This window comes from Pseudomonas sp. TE3911 (genome assembly GCF_054062775.1).
The window spans coordinates 5,056,047-5,071,640 of sequence record NZ_JBSSFP010000001.1; the positions used below are offsets into that span (position 1 = coordinate 5,056,047).

A 15,594-nucleotide genomic window follows, 5' to 3' on the forward strand; every position below is an offset into this window, starting at 1 on the left:
GGAAAGCGTGTGTGAGCCTTGGAAATTAAGGCTTAGAGAGATGATGAAATTTCTTACAAAGGGGTTTTCTAGCGAGGGAGGTTTGTCACGACAGCATGGTTTTGCGCCACGCTGGGGCGTTCGGTAACAAAATGGTGCGAGGGTTGGAAACAGATCGCAACAACAGCGGGAAACAAATGTGGGAGGGGGCTTGCCCCCGATAGCGGTGGATCAGTCAGCCCATCTGGTACTGACACACCGCAATCGGGGGCGAGCCCCCTCCCACATTTTTTAACCGCGCTGAGTCAGTTCGATGATGCAGCTACGGCCAGTGATAGAGATGTCCAGCAAGCCAGCGTTACCGTCCACTTGCAGGCAATCGTGATGGCCCAGTACCTGGCCCAGCACCTTCACTTCATCCGCCACGCTGAACACCAGCACCGTCTGCGCCGTGCTGAAAAACCGCTGCACACCATCCATCCACTGCAACCGCGCGTGGTAGCGCTCGGGCGAATAAATCAGGTTGAAATCGCGAATCGGCCCAGTGATCAATCGGCACGACACCTGGCTGTCACCCTTGAACGCGAACGGTTGCAGCGGTAACAGTCCGCGCTGCTCCTCGCCATCCACGGTCAGCACCATGCCTGCGCCCTTGATTACCGTGATCACACGCTGGTAACCGGCGAAGGTAGAAAAGCCGCCCGACTCGGCGATATCGGCAATCGACAAGCGCCAGCCAAAGCCATCCAGGCCATCGCCGGCATCACGAGAGATTTCTTCGGTACTGCCACCGCCGTTTTTCCACGGCATGCGGACGTAATCGGCGGCGCGCCAGACTTTCAAACTCATTTACTGAAGCGTCCTTCGAGGCTGTGACGGGAACCAGGGTGGATCAACCGCGCGGCGGTCACCGGTTGGCGTCCGGACCAGGTGCGTCGGCGAATCAACAGGCACGGTTCGGTGGGCTCGATTTGCAGCAGCTTGCACTCGTCGGCGTCGGCGAGGATCGCTTCCACGACGTGCTCGCCTTCCGTCAGCGGCGCAACCTGGTTGAGATAGGCATAGGGCGTTTGCTGGGTGAAATCCTGCTGCAGGTATTCCGGCGCGACCAAGGCGTTGACGAAACGGTCTTCGATTTGCACGGGAATATCGTTTTCGTAATGCACGATCAGTGAGTGGAACACCCGCCCGCCTTCGCGCATTTCAAGAGCGACGGCACGTTCGGAACCGGCGGCCTCTTCGCCCAGGGTGATGACCTGGCAGGTATGCCGATGACCGCGGGAAGCGATCTCATCAGCAATGTTGTGCACTTCAAACAGCGCCGACTGGCTTTTGGGCTCGGCGACAAAAGTACCGACGCCTTGCATGCGAACCAGCAACCCTTCGGCGGTGAGTTCGCGCAGGGCGCGATTGATGGTCATTCGGCTGAAGCCCAGTTGGCTGACCAGTTCACTCTCCGACGGCACGCGGTAATGGGGTGGCCAGTTGCCGTTGAGGATCTGCTGGCTGATCATCTGTTTGACGCGGGCATACAAGGGCGCCGGACTTTCGTCCATGTGGGCAGCCAGTGAAGACTTGGCGGGCGGAGTCGGCACAGGGAATCCTTGCAGGGGGAAAAGATGCATAGATTGCCGGAGTTTACCGAGCAGGCAAACGTCTGTATATGTATATACAAATAAACACACGACCGGAGTGCTCTGAACATGTCCGCTTTTTTTGCCGAACGCGCACTGCTGCCTAATGGATGGGCCAACGATGTACGTCTTGAAGTCAGCGCCGATGGCCTGCTGACACAGATTGCGGCCAATGCCAGTGCAGACGGCGCCGAGCGGCTCAAAGGCCCGGTTTTGGCGGGCATGCCCAACCTGCACTCCCACGCATTCCAACGCGCCATGGCGGGTTTGGCCGAAGTCGCCGGCAACCCGAATGACAGCTTCTGGACCTGGCGTGAGCTGATGTACCGCATGGTCGGCAAGATCAGTCCGGAGCAACTGCAGGTGATCGCGCGCCAGCTTTACATCGAGATGCTCAAGGCCGGTTACACCTCGGTGGCCGAATTTCACTACGTGCATCATGATGTCAGCGGCCAGCCTTTTGCCGACCGTACGGAACTGTCGCGGCAGATCAGCCACGCGGCCGCCAGCAGCGGTATTGGCCTGACCTTGGTGCCCGTGCTCTACACCCACTCGGGTTTTGGCGGGCAGGCGCCGAACGAAGGCCAGCGACGGTTTATCAACAGCACCGAAAACTACCTGGACCTGCAGGCGCGCCTCAAACCGATCCTCGCGGCGCAACCGGCGCAGCAACTGGGCTTGTGCTTCCACTCCCTGCGCGCTGTTACACCACAACAAATCAATGAAGTCCTGGCCGCCAGCGACAAGACGTGCCCGATCCATATCCATATTGCCGAACAACAAAAAGAAGTCGACGACTGCCTGGCCTGGAGCGGCAAGCGTCCGTTGCAATGGCTGTATGACAATGTCGAGGTGGATGAACGCTGGTGCCTGGTGCACGCGACTCACGCCAACCCGGAAGAAGTGACGCGCATGGCAGCGAGCCGGGCGATTGCCGGATTGTGCCTGACCACCGAAGCCAACCTGGGCGACGGGATTTTCCCGGCAGTGGATTTTCTCGCCCAGGGCGGGCGCATGGGCATCGGTTCCGACAGCCATGTGTCATTGAGCGTAGTGGAGGAATTGCGCTGGCTGGAATACGGCCAGCGCCTGCGCGATCAACGGCGCAACCGCTTGTATCGCAGTGACCAACCGATGGTTGGCCGTACGTTGTTCGATGCTGCGCTGGACGGTGGCGCACAGGCACTGGGGCAGCCAATTGGTCGACTGGAAGTGGGCAAGCGTGCGGATTGGATCGTGCTGGACGGTAATGACCCTTACCTGGCGACAGCAACAGAGGATGGCATTCTCAATCGCTGGCTGTTTGCCGGCGGTGATCGCCAGGTGCGTGATGTGCTGGTCAACGGGAAATGGGTGGTGCGCGAAGGGCGTCATGCAGGCGAAGAAGAAAGCAGCCGGGCATTTACGCAGGTGCTAAGGGACTTACTCGGTTAAAACATGTGGGAGGGGCTTGCCCCCGATTGCAGAGTGTCAGCCAGCAAATCAGATACTGACACACCGCTATCGCGGGCAAGCCCCCTCCCACATTGGATTGAGGGGCTCTCAGGTTATTGCGAAGTCTTGGCCATCTGCTTATCCGATGTCCGGAAGATCAACCGCGTGGTGTCATACCCCTGCTGTCGCGCCCTGCTCAGCAGGTCTTCGCGAGTATCGGCACTGACCGTTGGCGTGCGCGACAGGATCCACATATAGCGCCGGCTCGGGCTGCCGACGATGGCGGTCTTGTAGTCATCGCTGACGTACAGCACCCAGTAATCGCCCTTGGCGACGCCCGGCAGCAGTGACGTGAACCAGTTGTTGAATTCCACCCAGAGCTTGTCAGTCTTGCCAGGCACTTGCGGGGTGGCGGTGCCCTTGGCTTCTTCCCACTTCCATTCGGTGGTCAGGCAGCGGTTAAACACCGACATGTCGCCATCGGGCAACAAGGTGTAGCGTGCTTCGGACTGCGCGCAGTTGCGCTGAAAGTACATCGGCAATCGGGCCAACTCATACCAGGTGCCCTGGTAACGCTTGAGGTTGACGCTGCCGGCAGTCTTGGGTTGCAGATCATCGCCAGAATGGCTGGCACAGCCCGCCAAAAACAGGCTGGCACAAAGGAACAAAACAAAACGCATCATTCTTCTTCTCCCGCAGGCTCTCGCCCCGGTTTACTTCAGGCCTTGCCCGGAAAACATGAGAACTTTGTCACCGGCATATTGAACGCTGATAAAGCTGGTTTTATCGCCCCACGTGCAGCTGGACATGCCCAGTGCGCCGGAACAATCGGTCGGCTTACCCAACAACGACTCCACCTCGGCCTTGGGCATGCCGGCCGACAACTTCGCGTAATTTTCCTGGTTGATCTTGCTGCAAGCGGCCAACAGCACGCAAAAAGCCAGCAAAGCGAGACGGCGTAACGACATGGAATAACTCCTGGAGGGACAAGGCAGCGTGGGTATCTGCCAGAAGCTTAGAAGGGAAAATAGGTGTCTGGTTCCCGACGAGTAAAAACAAAAAAGCCCCGAAAACGCTGAAACGTTTCGGGGCTTCTTTAAGGGTGAACCGGCTCACAACAACGCCGATCACTTATCGCCGCAGCTTACTTCTTGTGATAGGCCGTCACGCGCTCAACTTCTTCCTTCGAACCCAGGAACACCGCTACACGCTGGTGCAGGCCTTCCGGCTGGATGTCGAGGATGCGCTGGTGGCCGTCAGTGGACGCGCCGCCCGCTTGTTCAACCAGGAACGACATCGGGTTGGCTTCATACATCAGGCGCAGTTTGCCCGGTTTGGATGGCTCGCGGCTGTCACGTGGGTACATGAACAAGCCACCACGGGTCAGGATGCGGTGCACGTCGGCTACCATCGCCGCGACCCAACGCATGTTGAAGTTTTTCTTCAGCGGGCCTTCTTCACCGGCCATCAACTCGCCCACGTAGCGGGTAACCGGTTCTTCCCAGTGACGCTGGTTGGACATATTGATCGCGAATTCCTGGGTGGACGCAGGAATGGTGATGTCTTCGTGGGTCAGTACGAAGCTGCCCATTTCGCGGTCCAGGGTGAAACCTTTAACGCCGTCACCCAGGGTCAGCACCAGCATGGTCTGTGGGCCGTAGATCGCGTAACCGGCAGCGACCTGCTCGGTGCCTGGCTGCAGGAAAGCCTTTTCGTTCAGGGCTTCGTTCTGGCTCAGGTATTCGTTCGGGCAGCGCAGCACGGAGAAGATAGTGCCGACCGGTGCGTTGATGTCGATGTTGGACGAACCGTCCAGTGGGTCGAACACCAGCAGGTAGGCACCTTTCGGGTATTTACCCGGGATCTGGTAGGCATTGTCCATTTCTTCGGACGCCATGCCGGCCCAGGTGACCGCCCCATTCGTTGGCTTCAAGCAGGATCTCGTTGGAGATTACGTCGAGCTTCTTCTGTACTTCGCCCTGCACGTTTTCAGTGCCCATGCTGCCCAGGACACCACCCAGTGCGCCTTTGGACACGGCATGGCTGATTTCCTTGCAAGCACGCGCGACCACTTCGATAAGGAAGCGCAGATCGGCAGGCGTGTTGTTGCTGCGGGTCTGCTCAATCAAATAGCGACTCAAGGTAACGCGGGACATGTAAGGCTCCGGAGAATGGGGGGCTTGAAAACCCGCGCAGTTTAACGCGAGTCGGGGCGTATTTCCTCCTATCAGAGGATTTAAACCCAATAGAGTTCATGGACTTTATTTAACGCGCCGCCGGTGGCTTGCGCAGCAAACTGTAGGCCATGGCGCCCAGTGCCGCCACGCCGAGCAGCAAGACGGCCCAGAGTCCGAGTTTTTTCCAGTTCGGCCCGTCCTCCACAGCGGCTACGACCACCGGCGACGCGACCGCAACGTCCCCCACAACCTTGGCCTGTCCCAGCGTATTGAGGCGCTCGGCACTGTAATCGGGGATCAGGGTCGACAGTGGCAGGCTTGCGGCTTTCACCGATGCATTGCCCAACGCCAGGCTGAACGGCGGCTCACCCCGCGCCAGGAACACCAACTGGGTAGCGCGCACCGCAAAGCGCAGCGCCGGCGCATCGGCGCCCAAACCGCCACCGCGCTCGTCCACCTGCAACTTGAGTTCGGTCACGACCTGACCCGGCAACTGCAACTCATCCTGCACCACGTCCTGGCCGTTTTGCGTCAGGCGGTACAGCAAGCCATTGTTTAATGGCTGCCACAGTTGTTTGGCATCGCTGCGTCCCGCCAATGTCACCGGTGCCAGCGTGTTGGGCTGCTTCAACTCAATGCGCAAACGCTCGACACTCAGCCCAGTCGGCAACTGCCAGCTGTACTCCCCAGCCTTGAGTCGCGTTCCCGCCAATGGCTGCGACCACACCAACGGCATTGGCAGACTGCTGCGCGTAGCACTCACCAGCTTGGCCGAGGTCAGCAGCGGCGCCGCCTGCCCCTTCCATACCAGACGCAGGTAACGCGCTGAGCGTCCTGGCAGGCTGACGTCATGCTGTTCGACCCGTTCGTCGGCGAACGACAAGCGTGCCACCTGCCCCTCGCCCCAAGGCTCCCAACGCTGCAAGTCATCACTGGCTTCAATGCTGAAACGCTGGAAGCCCTCTTGCTCACGGCTCCAGTCCAGGCTCAGTTGCTGCAACGGTGCCTTGATCGCGCTGGCGTCCAGCACCCAGCCGCGCAATACCTGCTTACCGGGCTTGGCGGCAGAAGACGGTTTGATTTCCACCAGGGTGCCTTCGGTGGTGGTTTTCATCACCACACCGGGCAGGCTTTCCTGAGTGTCGGCGGCGTACAGCGGGAACCACTTCACATCAGCGACGTTGCGACTTTCGGTGCGCTGGGAAGATTGTCGCGACAGCGCATAGGCCTGGGGCTCACCGGCGGCGTTAAACACGCGAACGTCACCGAGGTCCGCCTGGCGCGCGTTGAGTTGCACAGCCAACGGCAATTCAAGGCGATACCAGGGGCCATTGCCGCTCACACTCAGCGGCACATGGTGGGTGAAATCAGCCGGGGCTTCCTGGGCCGACGCCGCCAGCGCCGCACACATGCCCACCATGGCCACGCTCAACTTACCGATCAAGAGGATGCTCCTTCAGTTTCCATCACAGGTTCGGCCCGCTTAGGTGGCAGCGGTGCGAAATAACCCACCACCAGCAACAGCCCGCCCACGCCGATAAACGACACGATCCGCGCCAGGCCGCCACGGTTACTCAGTTCGACAAAGAACAGTTTGGCCACCACCACCGCAATCAACGCAGCGCCGATCAACCACACTTCGCGACGATGGCGCAGGTGGCCGCCGATCATCAGGCCGAGGGCGATCAGAGTCCACACAATCGACAGGCCGGCTTGCACCAGCATCGACTCCAGCAACGCATCCAGATGGAACGGCACGCCGCCCCAGTGGTGCGCGGTGCGCATGACCAGTGCCGTGAAGAACGCAAACAGCGAGAGACCCGCGATCCCTTGTGCGGCCAATTCGGCACGCGGCCCGCGTTGTGGCGCCACGCTTCGGGACCACAGGTAAACACCCAGCAGCGCGAAGAGCAGGCCCAGTTCCAGAGGGTTGAGCAGAGGCACGTAAGGCAACGGATTGGCGGTGCCATCGCTGAAGGTATTCGCCAGCCAGAACCAGCCGAGCATCAGCACAGCCAATGGCAGCGCGGCCAGGACTCGGTACTCCCTTGGGTACGCCGACACTGGCCACGGCCAGGTGCGCGGTGCGGCGGCCAGCACCAGGTACAGGCTTGGCAGGATGGCCCAGCCCAACCAGCGCCAGGCGTTGTATTCAGCCGACAGGCGCAACAGTCCATAGCGCAATTCCAGTGCCAGCACGCCGATCAGCATCCAGCAACCGAGGACATGGGCAATACTCAGCATCCTGGCCGGAACCACCGGCGCCAAGCGGCGCAGCGAGATGAAATGCACCACAAACACCGCCAACCAGGCCAGCCAGCCGTACTGCGCCGCCGGGTGATAGTAGCTGTGGGCAGATACCAGCAACGCCACGCCCGCCGCCGGCATCAGCAAGGTGCACAGCACACCCAGCGATGCCCAGCGCAGTCGCGCCGCAAGCAGCGCCCAGATCGCCACGCTCACTGCGGCAAGCCCCAGCAGGAAAGAACCAAGCAACGCTTGCGGAACAAAGCGCAACACTTCGCCACCCAGCGCCAATGTCCACCACGCCGCACCCCACACCAGCAAAAGGTCAGACAAGCGTTGCAGCTTCAGCACCGCAAACACCGGCGCATGGGGCTCACGTTGCAAGCGCCAGGCGCCGATCAAGGCGGCCAGGCCCAACACCATCGGCGTCCAGAAACCACTGTGCGCCAGCGGACGCAGGCCTTCGCCGGTCAACGGCCCGAGCAATTGCGGCACCGCCAGCAGGAACGAGCCACCGCCGACCAGTTGCAGCAGCAACCCAAACACAAAACTGACGCGCTGTTGCAGGTACAAGCTCAGCCAGATGATCAACAACCCACTGGCAGCCCATACGCCGCTGGCGCTTTCCCATGGCAGCACGAACAGCACCGCCAGATTGATCAACACCAGACCGGCGAGCAGCACCACCGACAACCCACGTAACAGCCGCACATCGTTGCGCACCATGTCGTCGCGTGCCGCCAACAGCATGCCGCCAATCAAGGCCAGGCCGATCAGGGAGGCCGTGAGCAAACCACTCCAGCCCGCATTGAATACCGCCGCGCCCTCCCCGCCCTGCAAGCGCACCAGGAATAACGCGCCACCCAGCAATTGCACCGCGAACGCAGTGAACAGGAAAGTGCGCGAGCCAATGCGCAGGCCGATAAACAGGGTCGCCAGACCGGCGATGGCCCAACTGATGGCGGTACCTTGGGTCAGCAACAGCAAGGGCGCCAGCAGGTACAAAAAGCTCAAGCCCAGAGACGCCAGGACCGGTAGCCCTTTGCGCTCCCACTCTGCCGCGTGCTGCGCCGATGCCTTGCGCAACTGATCGAAGCTGAACAGCAACGCGGCGCCGAGCAACAACGCACCCAGCGGCGCACCGTCGAGCAGGCTGTGTTCGCCAATGCGCAGTTCGCTGAGGAAGGCCAGCGCTGAGCCCAATTGCAGCAACAAGCCGAACGCACGCGCCAACGGTCGCTCCTGGCGCAAACCGAGCCAGAAGATCCCGGCGCCTTCCACCGCCCACGCCGCAGCCGTCCAACGTGCATCAAGGCCCAGAGGAATCGCCAGGCTGGCAAAGATCGCGCCCAGGGCCAGGCACGTTTCCGCCAGCAGCAACGCGCGTCCGCCACTGAGTAACCGCGCCAGGCCCATGTAGATAATGCCCAGGCCCAACGCACTGAACGCCGCGGCGAATTCCAGATGCTGTACCAATGCGAACTGCAAGCCAAAGCCCACCAGCGGCGGGCCGAACAGCATGCCGCCGTCAACGTAATCACCCTTGGCAGCCGACCAGCGCAACAACGCATCACGGCCTTCGGGCGCGTCGCCCAGCTCCAGCAATTTGCGTCGGGCGAACAACAGGCCGATGGCCAGATACATTAGGAAGAACAGGATCAGGAATGGCTCGGTGCTCCACAGCAATTCCGGCGTGTAGGAACGCATTCCCCAGGCGAAGCCGATGCCGAAGGTACCGACGAACCCGATCAGGTTGAGCAAGCGCCAGGCCTTGAACCAGGCGATGGCGAGAATACCGGCGTTGAGCAGGGCAAAATAACTGAACAGCGCAACATGGTTACCGGCACCGGTGGACGTAAGGATCGGTGCCGCAAAACCGCCGAGTGCTGCCGCGCAGGCCAGGCCCAATGCGTCCTGGGTGACCGCCAGGATCGCCGAGAACACCGTGACCGCAACCAGCAGGCCCAGCGCCGCGCTCGGGTCGATCAACGGATGCAGGCGCATCGCGGCAAACACCGTCAGGTACAGCACCGCAATCCCGGTGCCTTGCAGCATCAAGCCGTAGTTGCTGTTGCGCAGTCTCAGCCACCAGCCCAGGCCCAGCAGGCCGACGGCGGCAGCAGCCACACCGGCGTAACGCAACTCGATCGGCACCACCATGCCTTCGGTGGCATAACGCAGCAGGAACGCCAGGCCGAGAAACAACAGCACCACGCCGACGCGCAGGACGGTGTTGCCACCAAACAGCCAATTGCGTGCACCAGCGAGGGCACGTTCGAACAGGTTGGGGCCACGGGGGATAGCAGGTTCTTCAGGAGGGCGCGGAGCCGGAGCAGGCTTCCAGGCGTCTTCGGGCAATGCAGGGCTTGGTTCGGCGATCATGGCGACGGGCGCCAATTCGGCCGGCAGCTCCCAAACCAGTTCGGGGGCCTTGGTGATGGGTGTCGGTTCAGGGATGGAGGGTTCGACCACCGCGGGGCTGGCCGGCGCGGGCACTTCCAATTGCCGCAGTCGCTCACCGAGGGCGATCACCGACTTCTGCGAGGTTTCCAACTGACGCGCCTGCTGTCGCACCTGGGCCGCAAGCTTCGACAGGCCAATCGCTTGGCCAATGCCCAACCCCAGCAGTGCGCCGATGCCTGCGTCATAGAACGACTCATCGAGCGTCCAGCCGACAACCAGGCCAATCAGCATGAAAATCCATTGCATGGTCGATATTCCCTAAGCAAACCGGCGCTCAGTATATCGACGCGCAACCAATGTGGGAGGGGGCTTGCCCCCGATAGCGGCGTGTCAGTCGACATATTCGTCAACTGACCATCCACTATCGGGAGCAAGCCCCCTCCCATATTTGGATCCAAGGTGCTTAGTCGAGCGCTTTCCAGATCTCCGTGGCGTACTCGCGGATCGTCCGGTCCGACGAGAACCAGCCCATGCGCGCGGTATTGAGCACCGCCGAACGCCACCATGCCTTGGAGTCATGCCAATGCGCTTCGACCCGCGCCTGGGCATCCCAGTAGGAGTCGAAATCGGCACACACCAGGAAGCGGTCGTAGTCGATCAACCCGTCGATCAAGCCCACATAGCGGCCCGGATCATCCGGCGAGAACACCCCGCCACGGATCGCTTGCAGCACATCGTTGAGGCGATGGGACGCAGCAATATCAGGCCCGGCGTTGAACTCGCCAGCGTGTTTTCGGGCTTCCACCTGCTGTGCACTGAGGCCGAAGATAAACATGTGATCGGCGCCCACGCGCTCGTGCATCTCCACGTTGGCGCCGTCCATGGTTCCGATGGTCAGCGCGCCGTTGAGGCCGAACTTCATGTTGCTGGTGCCCGACGCTTCAAAGCCGGCCGTGGATATCTGCTCCGACAAGTCCGCCGCCGGGATGATGCTTTCTGCCAGGCTGACGTTGTAGTTGGGCAGGAAGACCACTTTGAGCAACCCGCGCACAGTCGGATCGTTGTTGACGGTGCGGGCGATGTCGTTGGTCAACTTGATGATCAACTTGGCCTGGTGATAACTGGCCGCCGCCTTGCCGGAGAAGATCTTCACCCTCGGCACCCAGTCGGTGCCCGGCTCGGCACGGATCGCCTGGTACAGCGCCACGGTGTGCAGCAGGTTGAGCAGTTGGCGCTTGTACTCGTGGATACGTTTGACCTGCACGTCGAACATCGCCGCCGGGTTCACCGAAATGCCCAGGCGCTCGTGGATGATCTCGGCCAGTGCACGCTTACTGTGCAGGCGCTGGTCGGCGAAGGCTTTGCGGAAGGTCTGTTTCTCGGCGAAGGTTTCCAATTCGCCCAAGCGGGTTTCCATGGTGTCGAGAATGTCCGGACCCAGGGCTTCCACCAGCATCTCGGTGAGCTTGGGGTTGGCCTGGTACAGCCAGCGGCGGAAGGTAATGCCGTTGGTTTTGTTGTTGATGCGGTCTGGGTAGAGCTTGTGCAGTTCGGAGAACACCGTGCTGCGCATCAGTTGGGTGTGCAAGCCCGACACGCCATTGACGCTGTGGGAGCCGAGGAACGCCAGGTTACCCATGCGCACGCGGCGACCATTGTCCTCTTCGATCAGCGACACAGCGCGCAGCACGTCAAAATCGTGGATACCTTTGGCGCGCAGCGAGTCGATGTGCTGGGCATTGATCAGGTAGATGATCTGCATGTGCCGAGGCAACATGCGTTCCATCAGGCCTACCGGCCAGGTTTCCAACGCCTCGGGCAGCAAGGTGTGGTTGGTGTAGGACAAGGTTTCGACCGTGACCTGCCAAGCGGCGTCCCAAGCGATGTCGTGCAAATCCACCAGTTGGCGCATCAACTCGGCCACGGCGATGGACGGGTGGGTGTCGTTAAGCTGGATCGCCGCGTGTTCGCCCAGGCTCAATACCGAGCCATGCATGTTTTTGTGGCGGCGCAGCAGGTCTTGCAGAGAGGCGGAGACGAAGAAGTATTCCTGACGCAGGCGCAGCTCCTGCCCTGCTTCGGTGCTATCCGCCGGGTAAAGCACCCGGGAGATGCTTTCAGCGCGGGCCACTTCGGCAACGGCGCCCAGGTGGTCACCGGCGTTGAAGCGCTCCAGGTGCAAGTCTTCCACCGCCCGTGCACGCCACAGGCGCAGGGTGTTGACGCTTGCACCGCGCCAACCGACCACCGGCGTGTCATAGGCCACGGCGCGCACGGTCTCGCCGGGCGTCCACACTTGGATCAGCTTGCCGGCGGCGTCCGGCAGGGTTTCCACGCTGCCGCCAAAGCCGATCGGGTAGATCACTTCAGCGCGCTCGAACTCCCACGGGTTGCCGAAATCCAGCCAGCGTTCGGTCTGCTCCTGTTGCCAGCCATCGACAATCGCCTGGCGGAACAGGCCATGTTCATAACGGATGCCATAACCGTGACCGGCAATGCCCAAGGTTGACATGCTTTCCATGAAGCATGCGGCCAGGCGGCCCAGGCCACCGTTGCCGAGCGCCGCGTCAGGCTCCAGCAGGCGGATACGCTCAAGGTCGACGCCAAGTTCGCTGAGCGCTTCGCGGGCAATCTCCAACACACCAAGGTTACTCAGACTGTCGTAGAGCAAACGGCCGATGAGGAATTCGAGGGACAGGTAATACACACGTTTCTGGCCCTTGCGGTAAATACGCCGCGTGTGGTCCATCCAGTGATCGACCATCTGGTCGCGTGCGGCCAGAGCAATGGCTTCGAACCAGTCGTGGTCGAAGGCGTGATCCGGGTCCTTGCCCACCGCGTAGGTGAGTTTGGTCAAGACGGCATCGCGAAATGCGGCTACCTCTGCTTCTCGTGCAAGTGGTTCCTGAGACATCAATTGCGACCTCGGGCGAGATAGAAGGAGTTGCTAGAGCCTAGACGGTCTGACAGACGGTAGACGCTCTCGTTCGGCAGTTTTTTAACGCATTTACCTTTAGCAGGTTTTGATGCATTGGCCGTGCCTGCTTTCGCCCATCGCACCGTTCGGGATGAAATACGCAAAATATTGTTCAAAAAACCACCAATCCCGGTATGATCCCGCGCCCGGATACAGCCTCACCTTTTGGAACCTTGATGAAGCCTCAACTGATCGCCGCCGCGGAACTCGACCGTCTTGAGACCTGGCAGAAATATTCCGCCCACATGTGCGGTGGCTGCGTGTCCAGCTGCTGCACGCTGCCGGTCGAAGTGAAGATCAAGGACCTGATCCGCATTGGCATCGTCGATGAGTTCGAACGCGGCGATCCGCCGAAGAACATCGCCAAGCGGTTGCAGAAGGAAGGCATCGTCGAGCGCTACAACAACAAATCCGAGATTTTTACGCTGCAGCGCATGAGCAACAACGATTGCCTGTACCTGGATCGTAAGACGCGCTTCTGCACTATTTATGACAAGCGCCCGGATACCTGCCGCAATCACCCGAAGATCGGACCGCGGCCGGGGTATTGCGCGTACAAGCCGAAGGAAGTGGTGCGCGAGACCAATTTCAAGACCCTCGACAAGTTCTGATCCGGGTTTTGCAGGGGGCTCAAGGGCTCTATTGGGGGCAAGCCCCCTCCCACACTGACCGCATTCCAGATGGCTGTACTCGGTCAAATGTGGGAGGGGGCTTGCCCCCGATGAGGCCGGTACAGCCACCACAAAACCAGCAGGCATAAAAAAACGCCCCCGGCCTTTCGACCGGGGGCGTTTTTCATTCAGCCTGAGTTAACTCAGTTCTTGGCTTTCTTGGCAGCGCGGGTACGCTCGCCTTCGTCCAGGATCTTCTTACGCAGGCGGATCGACTTAGGCGTAACTTCGCACAGCTCGTCGTCCTGGATGAATTCCAGGGCCTGTTCCAGGGTGAAGCGAACAGGTGGGACCAGAGCGATGGTTTCGTCTTTGCCCGAAGCACGCATGTTGTCGAGCTTCTTGCCTTTGGTTGGGTTGACGCCCATGTCGTTGTCACGACTGTTCAGACCAACGATCTGACCGTTGTAGATCTCTTGACCGTGTTCAACGAACAGCTTGCCACGCGCCTGGAGGGTTTCCAGGGAGTAGGTCAGTGCCTTGCCAGTCTCAACCGATACCAGAACACCGTTCTGACGACCGGACATGTCGCCGGACTTCATGGTGTCGTAGCGATCGAAGATCGAGGTCAGGATGCCAGCGCCGTTGGTCAGGGTCAGGAACTGGTTACGGAAACCGATCAGACCACGAGCAGGGATGTTGTATTCCAGACGCACACGGCCTTTGCCATCCGGCACCATGTTGGTCAGGTCGCCTTTACGCAGGCCCATCTCTTCCATGACCTTGCCCTGGGATTCTTCAGGGGTGTCGATGGTTACGTTTTCGAACGGTTCCTGCTTCACGCCGTCAACTTGACGGATGATCACTTCTGGACGACCAACGCCCATTTCGAAGCCTTCGCGACGCATGGTTTCGATCAGTACCGAGAGGTGCAGCTCACCACGGCCGGAAACCTTGAACTTGTCAGCCGAGTCGCCTTCTTCAACGCGCAGTGCAACGTTGTACAGCAGCTCTTTGTCCAGACGTTCCTTGATGTTACGGGAAGTCACGAACTTGCCTTCTTTACCGCAGAAAGGCGAGTCGTTTACCTGGAAGGTCATGGAAACGGTTGGTTCGTCAACGGTCAGAGGCTTCATCGCCTCGACGTTGTCCGGCTGGCACAGGGTGTCGGAGATGAACAGGGAGTCCATACCGCTCACGCATACGATGTCGCCAGCGAAAGCTTCTTCAACGTCGATACGGTGCAGACCGTGGTGACCCATCAGCTTCAGGATACGACCGTTACGCTTCTTGCCGTCGGCGCCGATAGCAACAACCGGGGTGTTCGGCTTGACGCTACCACGAGCGATACGGCCAACGCCGATAACACCCAGGAAGCTGTTGTAGTCCAGTGCCGAGATTTGCATCTGGAACGGGCCGTCACGGTCAACTTTTGGAGCCGGTACGTTGTCGACGATCGACTGGTACAGCGGGGTCATGTCTTCAGCCATGTCGGTGTGTTCCAGACCGGCAATGCCGTTAAGGGCCGAGGCGTACACGACTTTGAAGTCCAGCTGTTCTTCGGTAGCACCCAGGTTGTCGAACAGGTCGAAGATCTGGTCCAGAACCCAGTCCGGACGCGCGCCCGGACGGTCAACCTTGTTGATGCACACGATCGGACGCAGGCCGGCTTCGAAAGCCTTCTTGGTCACGAAACGGGTTTGCGGCATAGGGCCGTCTTGGGCATCAACCAGCAGCAGAACGGAGTCAACCATCGACATTACGCGTTCTACTTCGCCGCCGAAGTCGGCGTGGCCCGGGGTGTCCACGATGTTGATGTGGTAGCCGTTCCAGTTGATAGCGGTGTTTTTTGCCAGGATGGTAATACCGCGCTCTTTTTCCTGGTCGTTGGAGTCCATCACGCGCTCGTCGTTGAGCTCGTTGCGCTCCAGGGTGCCGGATTGACGCAGGAGTTTGTCTACCAGGGTGGTTTTACCATGGTCAACGTGAGCAATGATGGCGATGTTACGTAGATTTTCGATCACTTGTGTATCTCGATCAGAGGATTCGGTGTGCTGACAGGTCGTGGCAGCGATTTACAGTAGAGTCAGGCCTTGCCGTTACAGCTTGACGGCAGAGTCGGGGGGCCGGTG

10 protein-coding genes and 1 pseudogene are annotated in these 15,594 nt (G+C 60.2%); 2 read left to right on the forward strand and 9 right to left on the reverse strand.

Annotated features, from left to right (window positions below; genetic code table 11):
- Positions 1-270: 270 nt before the first annotated feature.
- Together ACVWXD_RS22910 and hutC are read right to left on the reverse strand one after the other, a co-directional pair.
- Entirely contained in the window at positions 271-828 is a 558-nt protein-coding gene (locus ACVWXD_RS22910) for a HutD/Ves family protein (RefSeq protein WP_401380818.1), read from the reverse strand.
- Positions 825-1,535, reverse strand: coding sequence for a histidine utilization repressor (hutC, locus tag ACVWXD_RS22915; RefSeq protein ID WP_241089512.1), 711 nt, complete (start codon positions 1,533-1,535; stop codon positions 825-827). Before hutC ends, ACVWXD_RS22910 begins: the two co-directional genes overlap by 4 nt.
- A gap of 147 nt (positions 1,536-1,682) precedes the next feature.
- Between hutC and ACVWXD_RS22920 the strand changes: the two genes are divergently transcribed.
- Complete coding sequence (locus tag ACVWXD_RS22920) at positions 1,683-3,047, forward strand: formimidoylglutamate deiminase (RefSeq protein WP_181643807.1); 1,365 nt, start codon at positions 1,683-1,685, stop codon at positions 3,045-3,047.
- Between the two features lie 113 nt (positions 3,048-3,160).
- Here the strand turns inward: ACVWXD_RS22920 and ACVWXD_RS22925 are convergent, their stop codons facing one another.
- From ACVWXD_RS22925 to ACVWXD_RS22950, 6 genes and pseudogenes are all read right to left on the reverse strand, one after another.
- A complete protein-coding gene (locus tag ACVWXD_RS22925) occupies positions 3,161-3,730 on the reverse strand; it encodes a lipocalin family protein (protein WP_032890161.1) in 570 nt (189 codons plus the stop codon).
- A gap of 30 nt (positions 3,731-3,760) precedes the next feature.
- Positions 3,761-4,015: a lipoprotein gene (locus ACVWXD_RS22930; RefSeq protein ID WP_032890159.1), complete on the reverse strand. Its 255-nt coding sequence runs from the start codon at positions 4,013-4,015 to the stop codon at positions 3,761-3,763.
- 176 nt (positions 4,016-4,191) lie between these two features.
- Positions 4,192-5,203: pseudogene (locus tag ACVWXD_RS22935) on the reverse strand (class 1 fructose-bisphosphatase).
- A 109-nt stretch (positions 5,204-5,312) separates the two neighbouring features.
- A complete protein-coding gene (locus ACVWXD_RS22940; protein ID WP_099602036.1) occupies positions 5,313-6,665 on the reverse strand; it encodes a DUF3999 domain-containing protein in 1,353 nt (450 codons plus the stop codon).
- On the reverse strand, positions 6,665-10,180 hold the full coding sequence (locus ACVWXD_RS22945; RefSeq protein ID WP_457371343.1) for a DUF2339 domain-containing protein: 3,516 nt from the start codon (positions 10,178-10,180) through the stop codon (positions 6,665-6,667). The genes ACVWXD_RS22940 and ACVWXD_RS22945 overlap by 1 nt, the downstream gene beginning before the upstream one ends.
- A 157-nt stretch (positions 10,181-10,337) precedes the next feature.
- On the reverse strand, positions 10,338-12,788 hold the full coding sequence (locus ACVWXD_RS22950; RefSeq protein WP_181643809.1) for a glycogen/starch/alpha-glucan phosphorylase: 2,451 nt from the start codon (positions 12,786-12,788) through the stop codon (positions 10,338-10,340).
- 239 nt (positions 12,789-13,027) lie between these two features.
- On the opposite strand from ACVWXD_RS22950, the gene ACVWXD_RS22955 reads away from it, so the two are divergent.
- Positions 13,028-13,462 carry a YkgJ family cysteine cluster protein gene (locus ACVWXD_RS22955; protein ID WP_003187815.1) on the forward strand — a complete coding sequence of 145 codons (435 nt, stop codon included), beginning with the start codon at positions 13,028-13,030 and terminating at the stop codon, positions 13,460-13,462.
- A 203-nt stretch (positions 13,463-13,665) separates the two neighbouring features.
- On the opposite strand, the gene typA is transcribed toward ACVWXD_RS22955, so the two are convergent.
- Positions 13,666-15,486 carry a translational GTPase TypA gene (typA, locus tag ACVWXD_RS22960; protein ID WP_032890153.1) on the reverse strand — a complete coding sequence of 607 codons (1,821 nt, stop codon included), beginning with the start codon at positions 15,484-15,486 and terminating at the stop codon, positions 13,666-13,668.
- Positions 15,487-15,594 lie beyond the last annotated feature (108 nt).

What these genes read in the sequence shown, in the direction of transcription:
- ACVWXD_RS22910 (WP_401380818.1), bottom strand. Translation starts at nt 828, where the DNA reads ATGAGTTTGAAAGTCTGGCGCGCCGCCGATTACGTCCGCATGCCGTGG.
- hutC (WP_241089512.1), bottom strand. Translation starts at nt 1,535, where the DNA reads ATGGACGAAAGTCCGGCGCCCTTGTATGCCCGCGTCAAACAGATGATC.
- ACVWXD_RS22920 (WP_181643807.1), top strand. Translation starts at nt 1,683, where the DNA reads ATGTCCGCTTTTTTTGCCGAACGCGCACTGCTGCCTAATGGATGGGCC.
- ACVWXD_RS22925 (WP_032890161.1), bottom strand. Translation starts at nt 3,730, where the DNA reads ATGATGCGTTTTGTTTTGTTCCTTTGTGCCAGCCTGTTTTTGGCGGGC.
- ACVWXD_RS22930 (WP_032890159.1), bottom strand. Translation starts at nt 4,015, where the DNA reads ATGTCGTTACGCCGTCTCGCTTTGCTGGCTTTTTGCGTGCTGTTGGCC.
- ACVWXD_RS22945 (WP_457371343.1), bottom strand. Translation starts at nt 10,180, where the DNA reads ATGCAATGGATTTTCATGCTGATTGGCCTGGTTGTCGGCTGGACGCTC.
- ACVWXD_RS22950 (WP_181643809.1), bottom strand. Translation starts at nt 12,788, where the DNA reads ATGTCTCAGGAACCACTTGCACGAGAAGCAGAGGTAGCCGCATTTCGC.
- ACVWXD_RS22955 (WP_003187815.1), top strand. Translation starts at nt 13,028, where the DNA reads ATGAAGCCTCAACTGATCGCCGCCGCGGAACTCGACCGTCTTGAGACC.